The sequence below is a fragment of the Rhodanobacter sp. MP1X3 genome, from assembly GCF_014207165.1.
Taxonomy (GTDB): domain Bacteria; phylum Pseudomonadota; class Gammaproteobacteria; order Xanthomonadales; family Rhodanobacteraceae; genus Rhodanobacter.
Genome location: NZ_JACHCO010000003.1, coordinates 259,575 through 277,166 on the forward strand (window position 1 = coordinate 259,575; position 17,592 = coordinate 277,166).

The 17,592-nt window shown below is 59.1% G+C and carries 14 protein-coding genes; 7 read left to right on the plus strand and 7 right to left on the minus strand.

All coding sequences use genetic code 11. The features are described 5' to 3' along the window. Positions 1-81: 81 nt before the first annotated feature. The 5 genes from HDE79_RS10340 to rfbB are packed head-to-tail and all read right to left on the minus strand — an operon-like array spanning position 82 to position 4,951. Positions 82-1,494, minus strand: coding sequence for a mannose-1-phosphate guanylyltransferase/mannose-6-phosphate isomerase (locus HDE79_RS10340; protein ID WP_184601886.1), 1,413 nt, complete (start codon positions 1,492-1,494; stop codon positions 82-84). Between the two features lie 22 nt (positions 1,495-1,516). Further along, positions 1,517-2,443, minus strand: a complete 927-nt coding sequence (rfbD, locus tag HDE79_RS10345; RefSeq protein WP_184601887.1) for a dTDP-4-dehydrorhamnose reductase — start codon at positions 2,441-2,443, stop codon at positions 1,517-1,519. Next, positions 2,440-2,997: a dTDP-4-dehydrorhamnose 3,5-epimerase gene (rfbC, locus tag HDE79_RS10350; protein WP_184601888.1), complete on the minus strand. Its 558-nt coding sequence runs from the start codon at positions 2,995-2,997 to the stop codon at positions 2,440-2,442. The genes rfbD and rfbC overlap by 4 nt, the downstream gene beginning before the upstream one ends. After that, positions 2,994-3,884, minus strand: coding sequence for a glucose-1-phosphate thymidylyltransferase RfbA (gene rfbA / locus HDE79_RS10355; protein ID WP_184601889.1), 891 nt, complete (start codon positions 3,882-3,884; stop codon positions 2,994-2,996). The genes rfbC and rfbA overlap by 4 nt, the downstream gene beginning before the upstream one ends. Further along, positions 3,881-4,951, minus strand: a complete 1,071-nt coding sequence (gene rfbB, locus HDE79_RS10360) for a dTDP-glucose 4,6-dehydratase (protein ID WP_184601890.1) — start codon at positions 4,949-4,951, stop codon at positions 3,881-3,883. Before rfbB ends, rfbA begins: the two co-directional genes overlap by 4 nt. Positions 4,952-5,210: 259 nt before the next feature. Between rfbB and HDE79_RS10365 the strand changes: the two genes are divergently transcribed. The 7 genes from HDE79_RS10365 to HDE79_RS10395 all read left to right on the plus strand — a co-directional run bounded on the left by HDE79_RS10365 (position 5,211) and on the right by HDE79_RS10395 (position 14,143). After that, positions 5,211-6,002 carry an ABC transporter permease gene (locus HDE79_RS10365; RefSeq protein ID WP_255488367.1) on the plus strand — a complete coding sequence of 264 codons (792 nt, stop codon included), beginning with the start codon at positions 5,211-5,213 and terminating at the stop codon, positions 6,000-6,002. Continuing rightward, positions 5,992-7,368: an ABC transporter ATP-binding protein gene (locus HDE79_RS10370; protein ID WP_255488368.1), complete on the plus strand. Its 1,377-nt coding sequence runs from the start codon at positions 5,992-5,994 to the stop codon at positions 7,366-7,368. Before HDE79_RS10365 ends, HDE79_RS10370 begins: the two co-directional genes overlap by 11 nt. Next, complete coding sequence (locus HDE79_RS10375; RefSeq protein WP_221440117.1) at positions 7,358-8,899, plus strand: class I SAM-dependent methyltransferase; 1,542 nt, start codon at positions 7,358-7,360, stop codon at positions 8,897-8,899. The genes HDE79_RS10370 and HDE79_RS10375 overlap by 11 nt, the downstream gene beginning before the upstream one ends. Positions 8,900-8,990: 91 nt before the next feature. Continuing rightward, the gene (locus HDE79_RS10380; protein WP_184601894.1) at positions 8,991-11,291 is read left to right on the plus strand and encodes a glycosyltransferase family 2 protein; all 2,301 of its coding nucleotides are present in this window, start codon (positions 8,991-8,993) and stop codon (positions 11,289-11,291) included. Beyond that, on the plus strand, positions 11,288-12,025 hold the full coding sequence (locus tag HDE79_RS10385; RefSeq protein ID WP_184601895.1) for a hypothetical protein: 738 nt from the start codon (positions 11,288-11,290) through the stop codon (positions 12,023-12,025). The genes HDE79_RS10380 and HDE79_RS10385 overlap by 4 nt, the downstream gene beginning before the upstream one ends. Continuing rightward, the gene (locus tag HDE79_RS10390; protein WP_184601896.1) at positions 12,022-13,119 is read left to right on the plus strand and encodes a GSCFA domain-containing protein; all 1,098 of its coding nucleotides are present in this window, start codon (positions 12,022-12,024) and stop codon (positions 13,117-13,119) included. Before HDE79_RS10385 ends, HDE79_RS10390 begins: the two co-directional genes overlap by 4 nt. Beyond that, positions 13,106-14,143: a hypothetical protein gene (locus HDE79_RS10395; RefSeq protein WP_184601897.1), complete on the plus strand. Its 1,038-nt coding sequence runs from the start codon at positions 13,106-13,108 to the stop codon at positions 14,141-14,143. Before HDE79_RS10390 ends, HDE79_RS10395 begins: the two co-directional genes overlap by 14 nt. On the opposite strand, the gene HDE79_RS10400 is transcribed toward HDE79_RS10395, so the two are convergent. Continuing rightward, on the minus strand, positions 14,140-15,039 hold the full coding sequence (locus HDE79_RS10400; RefSeq protein ID WP_184601898.1) for a class I SAM-dependent methyltransferase: 900 nt from the start codon (positions 15,037-15,039) through the stop codon (positions 14,140-14,142). The genes HDE79_RS10395 and HDE79_RS10400 overlap by 4 nt on opposite strands. Beyond that, positions 15,036-17,450, minus strand: a complete 2,415-nt coding sequence (locus HDE79_RS10405) for a CmcI family methyltransferase (protein ID WP_184601899.1) — start codon at positions 17,448-17,450, stop codon at positions 15,036-15,038. The genes HDE79_RS10400 and HDE79_RS10405 overlap by 4 nt, the downstream gene beginning before the upstream one ends. Between the last annotated feature and the right edge of the window lie 142 nt (positions 17,451-17,592).

The window sequence follows — 17,592 nt, forward strand, 5'->3', positions numbered from 1 at the left end:
CTGCAGGCAGGCTTTAGGATAGATCCTTATTTTCGATCTACAGCCGGGCATTCAGTCCGGCCTTTTCTAGCGTTTAGCCACTTAGCATCGGCCGTAGACGTCGTCGAAGCGCACTATGTCGTCTTCGCCAAGATAGCTACCCGACTGTACTTCGATCAACTCCACCGGAACCTTTCCCGGATTGCGTAAACGGTGGACGCTGCCCAGCGGAATGTAGGTACTCTGGTTCTCACCCAGCAGAAATACCTTTTCGTCGCAGGTGACTTCGGCGGTGCCGGAAACCACAATCCAGTGTTCCGCACGATGGTGATGTTTTTGCAGGCTTAAGCTTGCGCCAGGCTTGACCACAATACGTTTGACTTGAAAACGGTCGCGAGCTTCCAGCGAGTCATAGCTTCCCCATGGCCGATGTACCACTCGATGCAGTGAGTGTTCGGTGCGGCCGGAGGCTTTGAGTTGTTCAACGATGCGCTTTACATCCTGCGCCGCATCGCGATGGGCGACCAGCGTGGCATCGGGAGTGGTTACTACAATCAGATCGTCGACACCAACAGTAGCGACTAAATGGCGATCATGCGAACGCAGCAAAGAGTTGTGTGTATCGATGGCAAGTGTATCGCCTTCGCTCATGTTGCCATCAGCGTCTTTTTGACCAGTAAGCCAAAGTGCTGACCACGAGCCAATATCGCTCCATGCGCAACTGACGGGAATCACCGCAGCGCGTCGCGTTTTTTCCATCACGGCGTAATCGATGGATCGGTCAGGTACTTGTGAGAAAGTTTCCTGATCAATTCGTACAAAATCGAGATCGGTGGACGACTTGGCGTCCGCTTCCCGTACGGCGGCGAGCATTTCCGGAGCGTGTTCGGCCAGTTCTTCCAGATAGCGCGATGCCTTGAAAAGGAACATGCCGGAATTCCAGTCGTAGCCGCCATCGGCCAGATAGGTTTCAGCCGTAGCGAGATCAGGTTTTTCGACGAATTGCTCCACCTGGAAACCGTCTTTATTGATGGCACCTGCGCGACGGATATAGCCAAATCCTGTTTCCGGCCGGTCCGGACGAATACCGAAGGTAACCAGCCAGCTTTGCTCGGCCAATGGAATCGCCTGCTTTACCGCTTCAACAAACGAAGCCTTGTCGCCGATCAAGTGATCAGCGGGCAGCACAAGCAATAGCGGATCGCCTCCTCGACGCAGAGCCTGCAGCGCACCCAAGGCAATGGCTGGCGCTGTGTTGCGTGCCAATGGCTCAAGTACGATGGTCGCGTTATCGATGCCGAGATCCAGCAACTGGTCAGCGGCGAGAAAGCGGTGATCGTCGCTGGCCACCACGATCGGTGGAGCAACATCCGGCAATTGTCGCGTCCTTTCCAGCGTCTGCTGGAACAGCGTGCTGTCGCCAGCCAGAGCGAGGAATTGCTTGGGCAGGTTTTTGCGCGACACCGGCCACAATCGGGTGCCGCTGCCGCCGCTAAGAATGAGTGGAATTAACATAATGTCCGAAATCCTTGATCGATCAATGACTAGAAACGGCCAACTTTTGCATGACGTCACACAATCCATTGCGCCAATCGGGCAGCATAAAATGGAAGCGCCGCTCAAAACCGCGATTATCCAGTAAAGACCATGCCGGGCGAATGGCTGGCGTTGGAAAATCGCTGCTGGGGATGGCGATTACCGTTGGTCGGCGTTTCATTAAGCCAAGAGTTATGGCCTGCTCGAAAATCGCTTCAGCAAAGCCGTGCCATGTAGTGCTGCCGCCAGCAACCAGGTGGTAAGTACCGCCCAATCGGCTGCCGTCGGTTGATATCCAGCGATCGAGAGCCGCGAGACTTGCTCGCACGATCAGTTTGGTATCGGTGGGTGTTCCGTGCTGATCGGCGACGACGCGCAGCTCGTCGCGATCGCTGCCCAAACGCAGCATGGTGCGCAGAAAATTCTGCCCGTGCGCAGCGTACACCCACGCCGTGCGCAGAATAAGGTGATCGGCGCCGCTGTCACGCAGAAGTTCTTCGCCCAGCAGCTTGCTGCGACCGTATGCGCCCAGCGGGGCCTTGGGCGCATCCACGGCGTAGGGCTGCGACTGATGACCATCGAACACGTAATCGGTTGAGTAGTGAATGACCTTCGCAGCATGCGAGGAGGCCCATCTCCCGAGCAGGCCGATGGCTTCGCCGTTCACGCGATTGGCCAACTCTTGTTCTTGCTCGGCACGATCAACTGCCGTGTAGGCGGCGGTATTAATGATTACCTCGGGCTGCACACGATCGAGCAATGCGGTAAGCGTGGTTGGCGCGGAAAGGTCGGCGATCTCGCCACGACCTCCCTGCGTCAGCACACCGTCGCGACTGGCGACAACCAGCTCGTCGCGTGCGGTCAATTCACCTTCATCGACAAAGCTGCGGCCCAGTTGTCCGTTTGCGCCCAGTAGAAGAATTTTCACCGTACAAAAACCGGTAGCCGATCGACGGCGACATCCTTCAGCAGCGGTGTCTTGCCATCCTTGCCGGACAACAGTGGCTCGCTGACTGGCCAGTCGATACCGATATCCGCATCGTTCCAGCGCACGCCTGCGTCGGCCACGGGATCGTACAGTGCGGTGCATTGGTACGTGAAAGTGGCAAAATCAGACAGCACACAAAACCCGTGCGCAAAGCCTTCCGGTATCCAGAAATGGCGATGGTTGGCGGCAGTCAGCATTACCCCAATCCACTGCCCAAAGTTCGGTGAGCCTTGGCGGATATCGACGGCGACGTCGTATACCTCGCCCTCCATAACGCTCACCAGCTTTCCTTGAGGATTTGGCCACTGGTAGTGAAGGCCGCGGAGCACACCTTTGGCCGAACGCGAGACGTTGGTCTGGATGAAGTTGCCGATAATGCCGGCATCGTGATAGCGGGCCTGATGGTAGCTCTCGTAAAAAAAGCCGCGGCTGTCACCGAATACCTGTGGTTCGAGAATCAGCGTGCCGGGTAGCGAGGTTTCAATCACTTTCATTGTGCGTAGCCCTGCCGAGTCAGCTGCTGAAGGTATTGGCCGTAACCGGTCTTGGCCAACGGCGCAGCCAGCTCCATTAGTTGCTCTGCATCGATCCAGCCGTTGTTGTAGGCGATCTCCTCCGGACAGCAGACCTTGAGTCCCTGGCGATTCTCGATGGTCTGGATGTAGTTGCCGGCTTCCATCAATGAGTCGTGGGTGCCGGTGTCGAGCCAGGCGAAGCCACGGCCGAGCTGCTCCAGATGCAGTGATCCGTCGTCAAGGTAACAGCGGTTGAGGTCGGTTATTTCCAGTTCACCACGCGGAGATGGCTTCAAGGAGGCCGCGTAATCGGAAACACGGCCGTCATAGAAATACAACCCGGTCACGGCGTAGCTGGACTTCGGCTGGGGCGGCTTTTCTTCCAGTCCGATCACACGGCCAGCTTCATCAAATTCAGCGACGCCGTAACGCTCCGGATCTCTGACCCAGTAGCCAAAGACGGTGGCTCCGTGATCGCGCGACGCCGCACGCTTGAGTCGTTCGGTCAGACCCACGCCGTAGAAAATATTGTCGCCGAGTACGAGGCAGCTGGGTTTGCTGTCGACAAAATTGCGGCCGATGGTGAACGCCTGTGCCAGTCCGTCTGGCGATGGTTGCACGGCGTACTGAATGTCGATGCCCCACTGCGAACCATCGCCCAGCAAGCGCTGGAACATTTCCTGCTCGTGCGGCGTGTTGATCATCAGTACCTCGCGAATGCCCGCGAGCATCAGCGTGGCGAGCGGGTAGTAGATCATCGGCTTGTCGTACACCGGCAGCAGCTGCTTGCTGACGGCGCGTGTGATGGGATATAGCCGCGTGCCGGAACCGCCGGCGAGGATGATGCCTTTCTGTGTCTGGCTCATGATCCGAGACGTTCCATGCGGTAGCTGCCGTCCAGCACGCGTGCGCTCCATGACTGGTTGCCCAGATACCAGTCGACCGTCTGTGCGATACCGGTTTCAAACGTTTGAGACGGCTGCCAGCCAAGTTCGTTCTGCAATTTGCTGGAGTCGATAGCATAGCGACGGTCGTGGCCGGGACGATCTTTCACGTACGCGATCAGCGATTCGCGAGGTTTGCCATTTGCCAGCGGCTGGCGTGCATCGAGCAGGGCGCAAACATTTTTGACCACGGTGATGTTTTCACGTTCGGCGTTGCCGCCGACATTGTATGTCTCGCCCACGCGACCGGCTTCCAGTACTCGGCGAATCGCGCTGCAATGATCGCCGACGAACAGCCAGTCGCGGATGTTGCGCCCATCACCGTAAACCGGCAACGGCTCGCCAGCCAAGGCTTTCTGGATGATCAGCGGAATGAGTTTTTCGGGGAACTGATAAGGGCCGTAGTTGTTGGAGCAATTTGTGGTTAACGTTGGCAGGCCATAGGTGTGCTGGAACGCGCGAACCAGATGATCGGACGCTGCCTTTGACGCGGAATAAGGGGAATTGGGCGCATAGGCCGTTTGCTCGGTGAACTTGCCTTCCGCGCCGAGCGAACCATAAACCTCATCGGTCGACACGTGCAGGAAGCGGAAGGCCTCGCGCGATTCACCATCAAGGCCGCGCCAGTAATCACGCGTGCACTCCAGCAGGCCCAGTGTGCCGACCACGTTGGTCTGCACAAATTCGGCCGGCCCGTCGATCGAGCGGTCAACGTGCGACTCTGCGGCGAAATTGATGATGGCATCCGGGCGATGTTCGGCCAGCAGCCTGGTCACCAGATCCCGGTCACCGATATCGCCCTGCACGAACACATGTCGGTTGTTGCCATGCAGCAACGATAGGGTATCCGGGTTGCCGGCGTAGGTGAGCTTGTCAAGATTGATGATACGCAGGCCGTCGGCGACGGCCTGCAGTACGAAATTGGCACCGATGAAACCGGCTCCGCCGGTGACCATGAGCGATTGTGTTTGAGGTGATGGGCTGTTCATCGGGCCTTCTTTGGTGTCACATAGGTGGACATTCGGGTGCGAATGGTCAGTCGGTAAGCTGGTATGGTTGAGTGAATGTGCAGGCGTGTAAGCGGACAGCGGAGCGATGAATAGTTTGCCATTAGATTGGCCGTAAAGATTGAAAAACAGACTGGGGCAGGTGTTTGCTGGTCGCGACGCTTCAGCGTCATACAGTTTTGGGGTGAGGTGCCAGTTAAGAATGGAAACGGTAACCCAGTTAAGAATGGAAACAGCAAGAATGTCGCTGTCGAGGCGTATCTGGATAAGGCGGAATGTATTCTGGGAGCTCGCCAAGCGCGATGTGGCAGGGCGTTACAGCGGATCCTTCTTCGGACTATTGTGGTCGTTTTTAAATCCGCTGTTGATGCTGGCTGTCTATACGCTCGCGTTCAGGGTATTTCTAGGTATGCGCTGGCCGAACATGGAGTCGGGTGCTGATTTCTCGCTGATGATCTTCTGCGGGATGATCGTCCATTCGCTGCTGGCCGAATGCATCATGCGCGCGCCAAGTGTCATCGTCTCGCAGAGCAATCTGGTGAAGCGAGTGGTGTTTCCACTGGCCATCCTGCCTTGCGTCATGGTGGCTTCGACCCTGTTCAATGCATTACTAAGCTTGCTGGTATTGCTGATTTTCGTGTTGATCTCACGGCACACGCTGCACCCGACAGTGCTGTATCTGCCGCTGCTATACGCGCCTTACGTGCTGCTGCTGTGCGGGGTGAGCTGGCTGATGGCGTCGTTGGGCGTGTTTATCCGCGACCTAACGCAGCTTGCGGGCGTGATTTCGTCGATGCTTATGTTCCTGAGTCCGGTGTTCTACCCGGCGTCAAACCTGCATGAGCCATATCGCGACTGGATTGCGCTCAATCCGTTGACCTTGATGATCGAACAGACGCGTCAGCTGGTGCTGTTTGGACAGTCACCGGATTGGCATGCATTGGGGATCTACACACTGGCATCGGTGGCCGTGCTGCTGTTCGGGTATTTCTGGTTCCAGCGCACGCGGGATGGATTTGCCGATGTCCTCTGAAGCGATCGTGGCACCACCGGCATCGGTCGCCGAGGTGGTGATCGAGGTGCATGCGCTGGGGAAGTGCTACCAACTCTACGACAAGCCGGTGCACCGCATGTTGCAGAGTCTGATCGGTGGGCGACAGCGTTTTTACCGGGAATTCTGGGCACTGCGTGATATCAATTTTGAAGTGCGGCGTGGTGAAACCTTGGGTATCGTCGGTCGCAATGGTGCCGGCAAATCGACCTTGCTGCAATTGATCGCTGGCACGCTCAAACCCAGCGAAGGGAGTGCCGGCATCCACGGTCGTGTGGCGGCCTTACTGGAATTGGGCAGTGGCTTTAATCCGGAGTTCACCGGCCGTCAGAACGTGTATCTGAATGCGTCGATTCTTGGACTGAGCCGCAGCCAGGTGGATGCGCGCATCGACGATATTCTGGCGTATGCAGATATTGGCGAATTTGTCGATCAGCCAGTGCGCAATTATTCGACGGGCATGGTCATGCGGTTGGCGTTCGCCGTGGTGGTCCATGTCGATGCCGATATCCTGATCATCGACGAGGCACTGGCCGTCGGAGATGCGTTTTTCATGCAGAAATGCATGCGCTACCTGCGGGAATTCCGCAAGCGCGGCACCATGCTGTTTGTCAGCCATGACGGCAGCGCGGTGACCAGTTTGTGTGATCGTGCGATCTGGCTTGAACACGGTCGCGTGCAGCGCGTCGGCGAGGCCCGCAACGTGATGGAGGCCTACATGGAAGCTTCGCTGGCTGAGCAGCAGGGTGGGTTTCAGGCGCGCGGACACCAACAGCCGGCAAGCCAGCTCAGGGTTTCGCGGGAGCATCAGCTGGATCAGCGGCAGGAGCTCATCGATCGCTCCACCCTGCGCAATGATCTGCGTATTCTTCCGTTTCGGCCCGATGCCGAAGGATTTGGCGAGTTCAAGGTGCGGATTGTTCATGTCTCCTTTTTTAACGAGGATGGGCAGGGCGTGGCAGCCGTGGTAGCTGGCGAATACGTCACGCTGCGCATCGAGCTTTTTGCCGAAGCAAGCGCCGACAACGTGATTGCCGGCTTCTACGTGAAGGATCGTCTTGGTCAGTTGCTGTTTGGTGATAACACCGGTCTGAGTTACGAGGATGACTTTCCGGTAACCGCGGGGCAGCATTTTCATGCCAGTTTCTGCTTCGTCATGCCTCGCCTGCTTTCCGGCGAATACTTCATTGCCGCGGGTGTCGCCGAAGGTACTCAGGAGCAACATGTGGTTCAGCACTGGCTGCATGAGGCGTTGCACTTCACTGCTACGGGAGGCTCCATGGTCGCGGGCCTGATCGGCATACCGATGCTGGATGTTCGGTTGGAGCGGGTACAGAATGAACGGTGATTTCCAGCTTCAAGGCCACCCGCTGGTATTGATGCGGCCACGGATCGTGCCGCCTTACGGCTGGGTTGGCCATATCCCGTTTGCTTACCTTGTTGTCGATCTTCTGCGGCCGCGCTGCCTGGTGGAGTTGGGCACTCATTCGGGCAACTCCTATCTGGCATTCTGCCAGGCGGTGCGCGCGCTGGAGTTGCACTGCCGGTGTATGGCCGTGGATGCGTGGCAAGGTGATGCGCACGCTCTGCATTACGGAGAGCAGGTCTATCAATCGCTTCGCTCCCGGCATGACCCGCTATATGGGGATTTTTCACGGCTGTTGCGTGCAAGCTTCGATGATGCGGTGTCCCAGTTCGAAGATGGCAGTATCGACCTGCTGCATATCGACGGCCTGCATACATACGAGGCGGTGCGTCACGACTTTGAAAGCTGGCTGCCAAAGCTCAGCGATCGCGCAGTGGTGCTTTTGCATGATACGGATGTTCGCGAACGCGGCTTCGGCGTCGGGAAATTCTTTGAAGAGCTTTCGAATCGCCATGCATGTTTTGACTTCAGGCACAGCCACGGTCTTGGCGTGGTGGCCGTGGGTTCACAGCTGCCTGCGGCATTCGTCGCCTTCATGCGTGAGGCCGCGGCTTCGCCTGAGTCGATACGCGGCTTTTTCGAGGCGCTGGCAGGGACTCTTGTGGATGCGAATAATCGGCCGCTGACGTCGGCCGTGATCGAACCGCAACCGGTGGTCAGCCATCTCTTCTATCGGCGTCATGACGAGGCTTACGATGAAAGTCGCATGATTTCTCAGCCGGTCGACGGGGAAGACGGTGTGGTGGATCTGCAATTCCGTTTGCCGGCGGGCGTTCGTCCAGATTATCTGCGGCTTGATCCGGCTGATTTCCCCGGCATCTACGGGTTGAGGCGAGTCATGTTGCAGGAGAGCAGCGACTCGCAAGGGAAAGAATTGCCCCAGTTGCCGGGTCGCTTGGGTCACGTCAATGGGGAATGGGTGGAGGCTGCCGGCATACAGTCCTTGCGCCTCGTCAGTTTCGATGACGATCCCAGCGTCGAATTCGAGGTCGGGAGTGCGCTCGCGGAAGCGGCCAGCAATGAAGGGCTGCAGGTGACCATCAGGGTCGACTACGAGGTAGTGGTTTCCAATCCCGTGTTGCATCGCCTGTTGGAGCAGCAGGCAATTGTCAGCATGCGTCACCTCTCACGCGCACGAGTGGACGTGCAGAACCTGGCCCGCACGCTTTCGCAGCAGCAGGGGAGCATGCAGGATTTGGCCCAGGAGTTTTCGCAGCAACGAGGGAGCATGCAGGGTTTGGCTCAGGAGTTTTCGCAGCAACGAGGGAGCATGCAGGGTTTGGCTCAGGAGTTTTCGCAGCAACGAGGGAACATCCAGGATTTGGCCCAGGAGTTTTCGCAGCAACGGATAGAAGCGCTGGCGACCCTGCAGCAGCTTCAGCAAAGTATCGACCTGCTGGCAAGGCGTGGTTTCTGGTCATGGCTCAGGAGGCTTATCAAACGTGGCCATTGAGCAGGGGCACCGAAGCATGCCGTCAGTGCATCGACTAGTGTGGCGCTGCCTGCGTGGCATCGTGCGGCGTCTTAATGGACGACCGTATGACATGTCGCTGCAACCGCTCGAACAGCTGGAGCCGGTGACAGGCCAGGCACGGGTATGGCAGGCCAACGGCAACGATCCGAAATTTGCGTGCGTGGCCGCAGGCTTCCCGCTGAAGGCCGGCTGGTATCGTCTCTCGATTGAGCTGGAAGACATGGAGGGCGACCGGTTGGAGCCGATGCTGTATTTCGATTATGGCTACGGCATGCACGAGACCTGGTCCCTGTACTTGGGTTTCGTTCGGAACACTGCCAGACGCCATGTCGGCGTTGTGCTGCTTCCATTCGATGTCCAGCGGTTGCGCTTCGATCCGGCAAGTGTTCCGTGCAAGTTCCATGTGCGAGACCTCAGGTTTCGTCGACTAAGTCGTGTCGGTGCGGCCTGGCGCATGCTCCATGCGGTGGCAACGGATCGGAATGTGCGTGGCCCCGGTATTCGCGGGTTGATGCTGGATGCTTGGCGGAAGCTCCGGGGGGCCGGCGGCCGGCACGCCTTTGCGACGTGGCTGCATGAACGTTACATGGCATATGGCAACTTCAAGGCACCAACTTACAAACGCTGGCTGAAGCTGTACGACCAGTCTGTCGTGTCGACTCGGACGCTTCCAGTACGACTGGTCTCGATTTTATTGCCCACTTTCAATACGCCGGAGATATGGTTGCGGCGTTGCCTTGACAGTGTGTTGGCGCAGTCTTATCCGCACTGGGAATTGTGCGTGTCCGACGATGCTTCCACTGAGCCGCAGGTGCGTGAAGTGCTGGAAGCCTATGCGAAGCGCGATCCACGCATCCGTATCATCTGGCGTGAAAGCAATGGTCATATCTCGGCGGCATCGAACAGCGCGCTGGCCATGGCGCGCGGCGATTGTGTCGCTTTGCTCGATCACGATGACGAATTGCATCCGGCTGCGCTGGCCTCGATCGTCGAGGCATGGGGGCGCCATCCACAATGGCAGTTCGTTTACACGGACGAGGACAAGATCGATGCCGATGGTCAGCGCTACGATCCTTACTTCAAGCCCAACTGGAACCCGGACCTGTTGCATGGACAGAACTGCGTCAGCCATCTGGGTGTCTATTCGCGGGCGCTGTTGAATGCGGTGGGCGGCTTCCGGGAAGGGCTGGAAGGTAGTCAGGACTGGGACTTGGTATTGCGCTGCAGCGAACGGCTGACATCGGAGCAGATTGGCCATGTACCCGTAGTCCTCTATCACTGGCGTGCGATTGCCGGGTCGACCGCGCAGGGCGTGGGCGAGAAAAGCTATGCCCACGAAGCTGGCCGTCGCGCGCTGCGTGGACATTTCGAACGGACCGGTGTGGCGGCGGAAGTGCTGGAGATTGACGGCATGCTGGGGGCATTCCGGGTTCGTTATCTGTTGCCCGAACCGCGGCCGCTCATCAGCATCATCGTACCCACCAGAGATCGACTAGATCTGTTGCGCCGTTGCGTGGAGTCGATCCTGGAGCGGACAACCTATCCGCACTACGAGATCCTCATCGTGGACAACCAGTCCGTCGAGCCGGAGTCGCTTGTCTACTTCTCCAGTTTCGATGATCACCCAAAGGTACGGGTGAGGAAGCACGATCAGCCTTTCAACTATTCAAGCATCAACAATGATGCAGTGGTTGATTGTCGAGGTGAGCTGATTTGTCTGCTCAACAATGACGCCGAGGTCATTACCCCGGATTGGCTGGAAGAACTGGCGAGCCATGCGATGCGGCCGCACGTGGGTGCCGTGGGGGCAATGCTGTATTACCCCAACGACACCATCCAGCATGCGGGTGTGGTGACTGGTGTGCATGGCGTGGCGGCGCATCTTTACAGCGGCATGCCACGAGGCTTTCCAGGCCAGATGGCGCGTGCAAAGCTGGCACAGGGTATGAGCGCGGTCACGGCGGCTTGCCTGATGGTGCGACGGGAGGTTTACCTTGAGGTGGGTGGTCTGGATACCGCCTTGCAGATTGCCTTTAACGACATCGATTTCTGCCTACGCCTGCGACACCTCGGCTATACCAATATATGGACACCGTTTGCCGAGCTTTACCATCATGAATCCGCTTCGCGCGGACATGAGGATACGGCGGAGAAGCGCGCGCGCTTCATGCACGAGATGGAGTTCATGAAGATCCGCTGGGGTATCCAGTTGGATCACGATCCGATCTATAACCCGAATCTCACGCTTTCAGGGGAGCCTTTCACGCTGGCCTTTCCTCCGCGCGAATGGCAACCGTTGTCGATCGAGCCCGAAGCTATCGAGGCTGCAAGCTTCGATGCGGCGCCCCGGACCAAGGTCTCAATCGCATGATGTCCACGTTGCCGCATGCGCTTATGGATATGCAGCAGCCGATATTGTGTATTGGTCATAGCCATGTTGTCAGCGTAGCGCAGGCCGCTGCGGCTTTAGGCATTCCATTTAAGGCCCTCAATTTCTGGGAAATGCCTGGCGCCATCGCGTTGGAGAACGGTGTGCCGCGCCTGTCGTTGCAGGTCGAGCAGCAGTTGCGGGAGCATCCTGGCCCGGTGTTTTCGATGGTCGGCGGTGCGGCGCATGGTGTGCTTGGCATGCTGGTGCATCCACGTCGTTTTGACTTCGTGCTGCCGGCGGAGCCTTTGCTGCCATTGGATCCTGCTGCCGAGGTCTTGCCAGCGCTGGCGGTCCGGCGCGTGCTTGAATCCCTGACGGTGGAGTACCTGGCCCTGATGTCGCAGGTTCATCGGCTTTGTGCGGGACAAATGTGCCATATCGAATCGCCGCCGCCGTACGCCGATGCCGGCCGCATGCACGCGGATATGCCATGGGGAATGTATCCGGGCATGTGCCACGAAATTTCGCCAGCAGCTTTCCGCTACAAGCTTTGGCGTCTGCATTCGCAGATAATTGGCGAATGGTGCAGTGAGGCCGGGGTATTGTTTGTACCGTGTCCACCCGAAACCATCGATGAAAGCGGCTTCATGCGTGAGCCGTATTATGGTGATGGCGCCCATGCGAATGTGGCTTACGGTGAGCTGGTGCTGGAGCAGATGAGGCGTCTGGTATGACCCATCCCTACCTGGACATTGACGATCGGCAACGCTGGAGCCGTGCCATGGCCGGTCGTGCCAGCGCGGACATCGACCCCGTCCTGACGCCGCCGTTCCTGATCGAACCACATATGCGGGTAGTGACTGCCGGAAGCTGCTTTGCCCAGCACGTGGCGCGCCATCTGCGTGAACACGGGCTTGCGTGTTACGAAACCGAGCCGGCACATCCACTGCTGTCCCCCGCTCTGGCCGAAGCCTTCGGCTATGGGGTTTACTCCGCGCGCTACGGCAATATCTACACGTCGCGCCAGTTGTTGCAGCTATGGCGACGCGCGTCGGGCGCATTCGTTCCCAGGGACGACCTCTGGGAGGGCGATGAGGGTTGTTGGTTCGATCCTTTTCGACCGACCATCCAGCCGGGTGGTTTCAGCTCCATGCGCGAGTACCACGAGGACCGCCACCAGCATTTCGCCGCGGTGCGTCGGGCCTTCAGCGAGATGGATGTATTTGTTTTCACGTTGGGTCTCACCGAGTGCTGGGGTTCGCGCGAGGATGGTGCCGTCTATCCGCTATGCCCGGGCGTGGCGGCAGGTAGTTTCGACGCTGATCGGCATATCCTGTTCAATTTCACGGTGGATGAAGTGGTTGCCGATCTGCGCGCCTTCATCGAGGAGATTCGTGAGGCCAATCCACGCATGAAAGTGATTCTTACGGTCTCACCGGTATCCTTGGCTGCGACGGCGGCAAAGCAGCATGTGTTGCTGGCGTCCACCTATTCCAAGGCGGTACTGCGGGTAGCGGCCGAACAGGTGAGCCGTCTGCCGGATGTCTATTATTTTCCGGCCTATGAGATCGTCAACGCTGCCGGTCGTGAATACCTTGCTGACGATCGTCGTTCGATCTTGGAAGACGGGGTGAGTCACGTGATGTCATTGTTCTTCCGGCATGTGTTGAATGAGCCCGCAATGGCTGTCATGAAGGCGGAACACGATGATTTCCTGCAGCGTGGGCAGGCGATCGTCGACACGCTGTGCGATGAGCAGCGCCTGGATCAGTCAAGCAACGCGACACCTGAAGCGCATCAGATGGAAGGGCATGATGGCGTGCAATGAACTGTCGGACGAGAGCTTGGTTCGCGCTCGGGAGTTGATGCAGCAGCATCGCTACGACGATGCGATCGAATGGCTGACAACCTGTCGGCGCCAACAGCCAGATGAGGGTATTGAGCTACTGCTGGCACTGTGCCGGTATCAGGCCTATCTGGCCCAGCCGCCCTGTTCGGCGATTGCTGATCCGTGGTTGACTGCTCCGCCTGACCCGTTTGGCGATGTGGTTGGTGTGCCGGAAATACCGGCCAGCAAGCTCGATGCCAATACGCTGGCTGCTGGCATCCGTCATCATGGGGCGCTGCTGGTGCGCGGGCTGTTGTCGGCAGATATCGCGTTGCAGCTGGCCGATGGTGTGAGGCAGGCCCTCGACGCTTGCGCGGCGTGGCATGCGCGCGGCGAGGGGGCATTCGACAACTCATGGTATGCGCGCTTGCCGCTGCAGGAGGGCTGCGAGCTGGCGCAGGCGCGGCCCTGGATCGAGGAGGGGGCCGGTGGCGTCTGGCTGGCCGATTCGCCACGCATGCTTTATGAGTTGACCGAGCTGTTCGGATCCAGCGGGATCACGGACATGATTGCAGACTATTTTGGCGAGCAGCCGATGCTGTCGGTCGGCAAGTCGACCCTGCGCTGCGTGCCGGGGTCGATTCGTCACGCCGACTGGCATCAGGATGGGGCCTTCATGGGAGCCGACATCCGCAGCGTGAATGTATGGCTTGGGCTCTCTCATTGTGGAGAGGATGCGTCGGGACTCGAGTTTCTGCCGCGACGCTTGTCACGGGTGTTGCCCACCGGCAGCCATGGCGCTTACTTCGACTGGTCGGTGGGGCCTGGCATGGTCACCGAAGCGGCGGCTGGGATGGCGACCACCAGCCCAGTCTTCGCACCGGGCGATGCCCTGTTGTTCGACCATTTCTTCCTTCACCGCACCGGTGTCCCTGCGGCGATAGCGAAAGACCGTTACGCAATCGAATCGTGGTTCTTCGCGCCATCAGCTTACCCGGCCGGACAGGTGCCGCTGAAGCTCTAGGCGGCGTCCTGTGTTCCATGTTCCGCAGCGATCCCGCGTTCAAGTTCCGCGATCTGCCGGCGCTGTGCCTCGATGATCGCGCGCGCGCGCTGCAATGCTTCGGTACGTCGACCCAGGCAGGTTTCGGTCTGGCTGAGCATGGCGCGAAGCTGCATGCCGTCGGCCTCCAGCGACTCGCAGGCAGCGAGCATGCTCTCGGCGCTGAAGAAGCTGTCGATCAGCGTCTGCAGGGCGGGTGTCATCCGTGCTGCGGGCACCAGAATGCTCAGCCCGTTGAAGAAGGGAAGCTTGCGGAAGGTGAATTCGATGCCGGCGCTGGCGATGTAGTCTTCGATGGCAGTCAGCACGCCGTTGCGCGGGCCGCCTTCGTGCGTCGCGTTGGCCAGCCAGCCGTTCACACCGCGCTCGTCCAGCTCGGACTGGTTCGGCACCATCCCCTTGTAGCTGTAAGGATGCCGTTGCCAGCCATCCAGATCGTCCGGGCTGTAGTACATGTCGCGTCGGGCGTAGGGCCATGCTGCATCGTGCGAGAGCACAATTGGTGGTGCGCGGCCGGTCTGCTCCGCGCGGGCCTGCAGCAGGTTGAGCTCGCGAAAGACAGTGGCCCAATTGTGATCACCATCAATCAGTGCGATGTCGGGCGCCTCCAGCTGTGGGATCGCCGCCAGGCTCTTCAGCGCAAGGAAGCGATATTCAGCCGGGCCAAACTGCGCCAGTTCCTCGAGCAGACTGGGCAGCGGAGCCGGATCGATGATGTCGGCGTGGGCGCCATGGGCGCGGCAGTAACTCAGGATGAGGCGCGTATTCCAGCCGAATTCGGCGCCAATTTCCATGATCTTTTTCGGTTGCACGGTTTCGAACAGGGGACGAATGTAACGGGGCCAGAAGCGGTTCATTGCGGATTCTCCAGAAGTGCTTGCTGATCCGGTGCGATGTCGTCGAGCGCGACATCGCACTGGGCTGCCGTGATGTTTCCTCCGACCTTGCGCAGATAGCCGTAGGGGCAGGTGCTGACCAATTGACGGGTCCAGCTGCGATCGATGACGAAAGGCGAATTGCCCGTGGCGAACTCGCGAATGGTTCTGAAATGCTGACGGCTCGAATAACCCAGCCAGGGCTGCCCAAATACAGTACCCAGGCAGATCAGGAAGGAGCGATGGGAGACAAGGCCGCCCCAGGTCTTCAGCGTGGCCGCCGAGAAATTATCCGTACTGTCGACTGCGAAAAGCACCAAAACCGTTTCAGCACCACCGGCCCAGTCACGCGCGTACACAGCAGTGGCGGGATCGTCCGGCAGCACGTGCAAGGAAGTCATTCGTGACGAGCGCATCGTCGCTGTGGCTGAGTTCGTCACATGCAGGATCCGTGCGCCGACGATGTCCACGGCTTGCAGCGTATTGTCGATGAAGCCGACCAGCCCGGCCTCGGCTCCCACGGCGATAACCGCGTCGGGACGAATTTGGTGGATGATTTCCTGGATGCTGATCAGGTCTGCCGGCGCTACTCCTGTCGGCAGACCCAGCCAGCGTACGTCGCGCTTCAAGTCGCACTCGGCGTAGACCGCCATCAGGTGCGACTGTGCGCCATCATCGAATTGCGCAGACAGCCTGCCGGGTCTGATCTGCTCGGTCACGCCAAGATGCATCGGCATCAGCGTGCGCTGGCGCACGCCGGTGGCGAATTCCGAAGACATGTGGCCACGGAACGTCAGACTACCGCGCTCCACCCTGACGAAATCTCCGCCGCGCAGACTGCGGTAAGCGTTCGCGTATGAGCGCACGCGCAGGTCTTTCTCGAGGTCGTCGACGTTGGTCGTGGTACCCCCGTGGAACTGGTGAAAGCTGGCCTCGCCGATCAGCGCCACCAGTGGAGCCGCGGCCGACGTACTGGCCCGGCGCCAGAGATCGAGATTGGCAAACCCACCACCGGCCTGATCGAATCCCTCGTCGAAACCGCCAATACGATCGTAAAGTGCCGTGGGCAGCAGCAGACAATTGGTTTCGGTGATGCCGTCGAACCAGTGCTCGGGGTTGTCGCTCATGGGCGAGCCGATCCGGAACAGATCGTAGCCGTTGAGCGGCCAGCGGATACGCTCAAATAGCTGGTCCTCCTGTTCACGGGTGTATCCGACCAGGGTCAGCCAGCGTTGATCGCCACCGATAAACCACTGGCGCAGCGCGACAACGGCGTCGGGATGCTCCCGCCAGGCCTGCAGCGCTTCCCGAAAAACGCCGGGAGTGACTACATGCGCTCCATCGATGAGTATCGCCAGATACTTGCCACGGGCCATCAGCGCCGCTTCGTTGAGCGCGGCGCATGGCGAGGAAAGCTGGCAGCTGGGGCGGATCAGCCGGAACTGCGGACCGAAGCTGGCGACCCACTCCGCTTCCAGCGGCGGATCGGAGCCATTGTCGACGCATAGAACCTCGTAATCGAGAGCGTCACTGCCGGTTTGGTAGTCGCTGCTGAGCGATGCCAGCGTGCGTGCCGCCTCGCGTCGCATATTGTAGAAATTGACGATCACTGACAGCGTGATTTTGTCACTGGATGCATCGCGCACAAGTGGTGCGGGCGACGTCGATGTACCCGGCGTGCGATTTGTCGTTGCAGAGGGTATGCGCGCGTGGAACGGCGTCCTGAGCAGAATCGCATCAGCTTCCGTTATGCGCAGTTCCAGCACGTGCAGGCGATCATCACGAAGCCCTTCAGGCAACCGAACGTCGAAGCCGCAGCACCCGTCACCCTGATGTATTTCGGAAATGTCGGGGCGCCATTGATTGGCGTCGAAGCGCAACCACTCGTGATCGCCTTCATGTAGCGAAAGGACCGGCGAGACATTTGTCCCATCCAACCAGCGCGCCCACCCGTGCAGTCGATCCGGCCCACATTGATCCAGCGAGCCCTGCAGGCGTGCGAGGCCTATCGGTAGTGGCAGGATGTCGGCGTGGTGTGTGCTGGAGCTTGCCGGATCATGATCGGGCATGGTGAACGGGCTGCCGACCAGTGGCTGAGTACCGTTGGCTCCCACGGCGATGACCGTGAGCACGGTTCCAGCTTCCGGGATCGGACCGAGCGTGACGGCAAAGGCGCAATGCCCATCGCCTTTGCCGGCATTGGCCAGGTCGGCCCGGAACATCGTGGCGGCACCGCTGCCCAGCAGGATCCCGTCGGCTCGTACTTCCACATGCAGTTGCGATGGCGCTGTATCGTAGCTGCATGCCCATCCTCTGAGTACGTTGCCGGTCAATCCATCCACCACACCCTCAAGTACGTCGAGAGGCATAGAATCGCTGGGGGTGTTGATCATGTAATGATTTCTCGCTGGGTCAACAGCCGGCTGACTGGATGCCGCCGTGGGCGTGTCGCGCGCACGGCGGGGCTAAAGATCGCGTTTCCAGGCGCGATGTGCAATAGATCACGGGTACGACTGGGTCATGCCAAATGTGCCT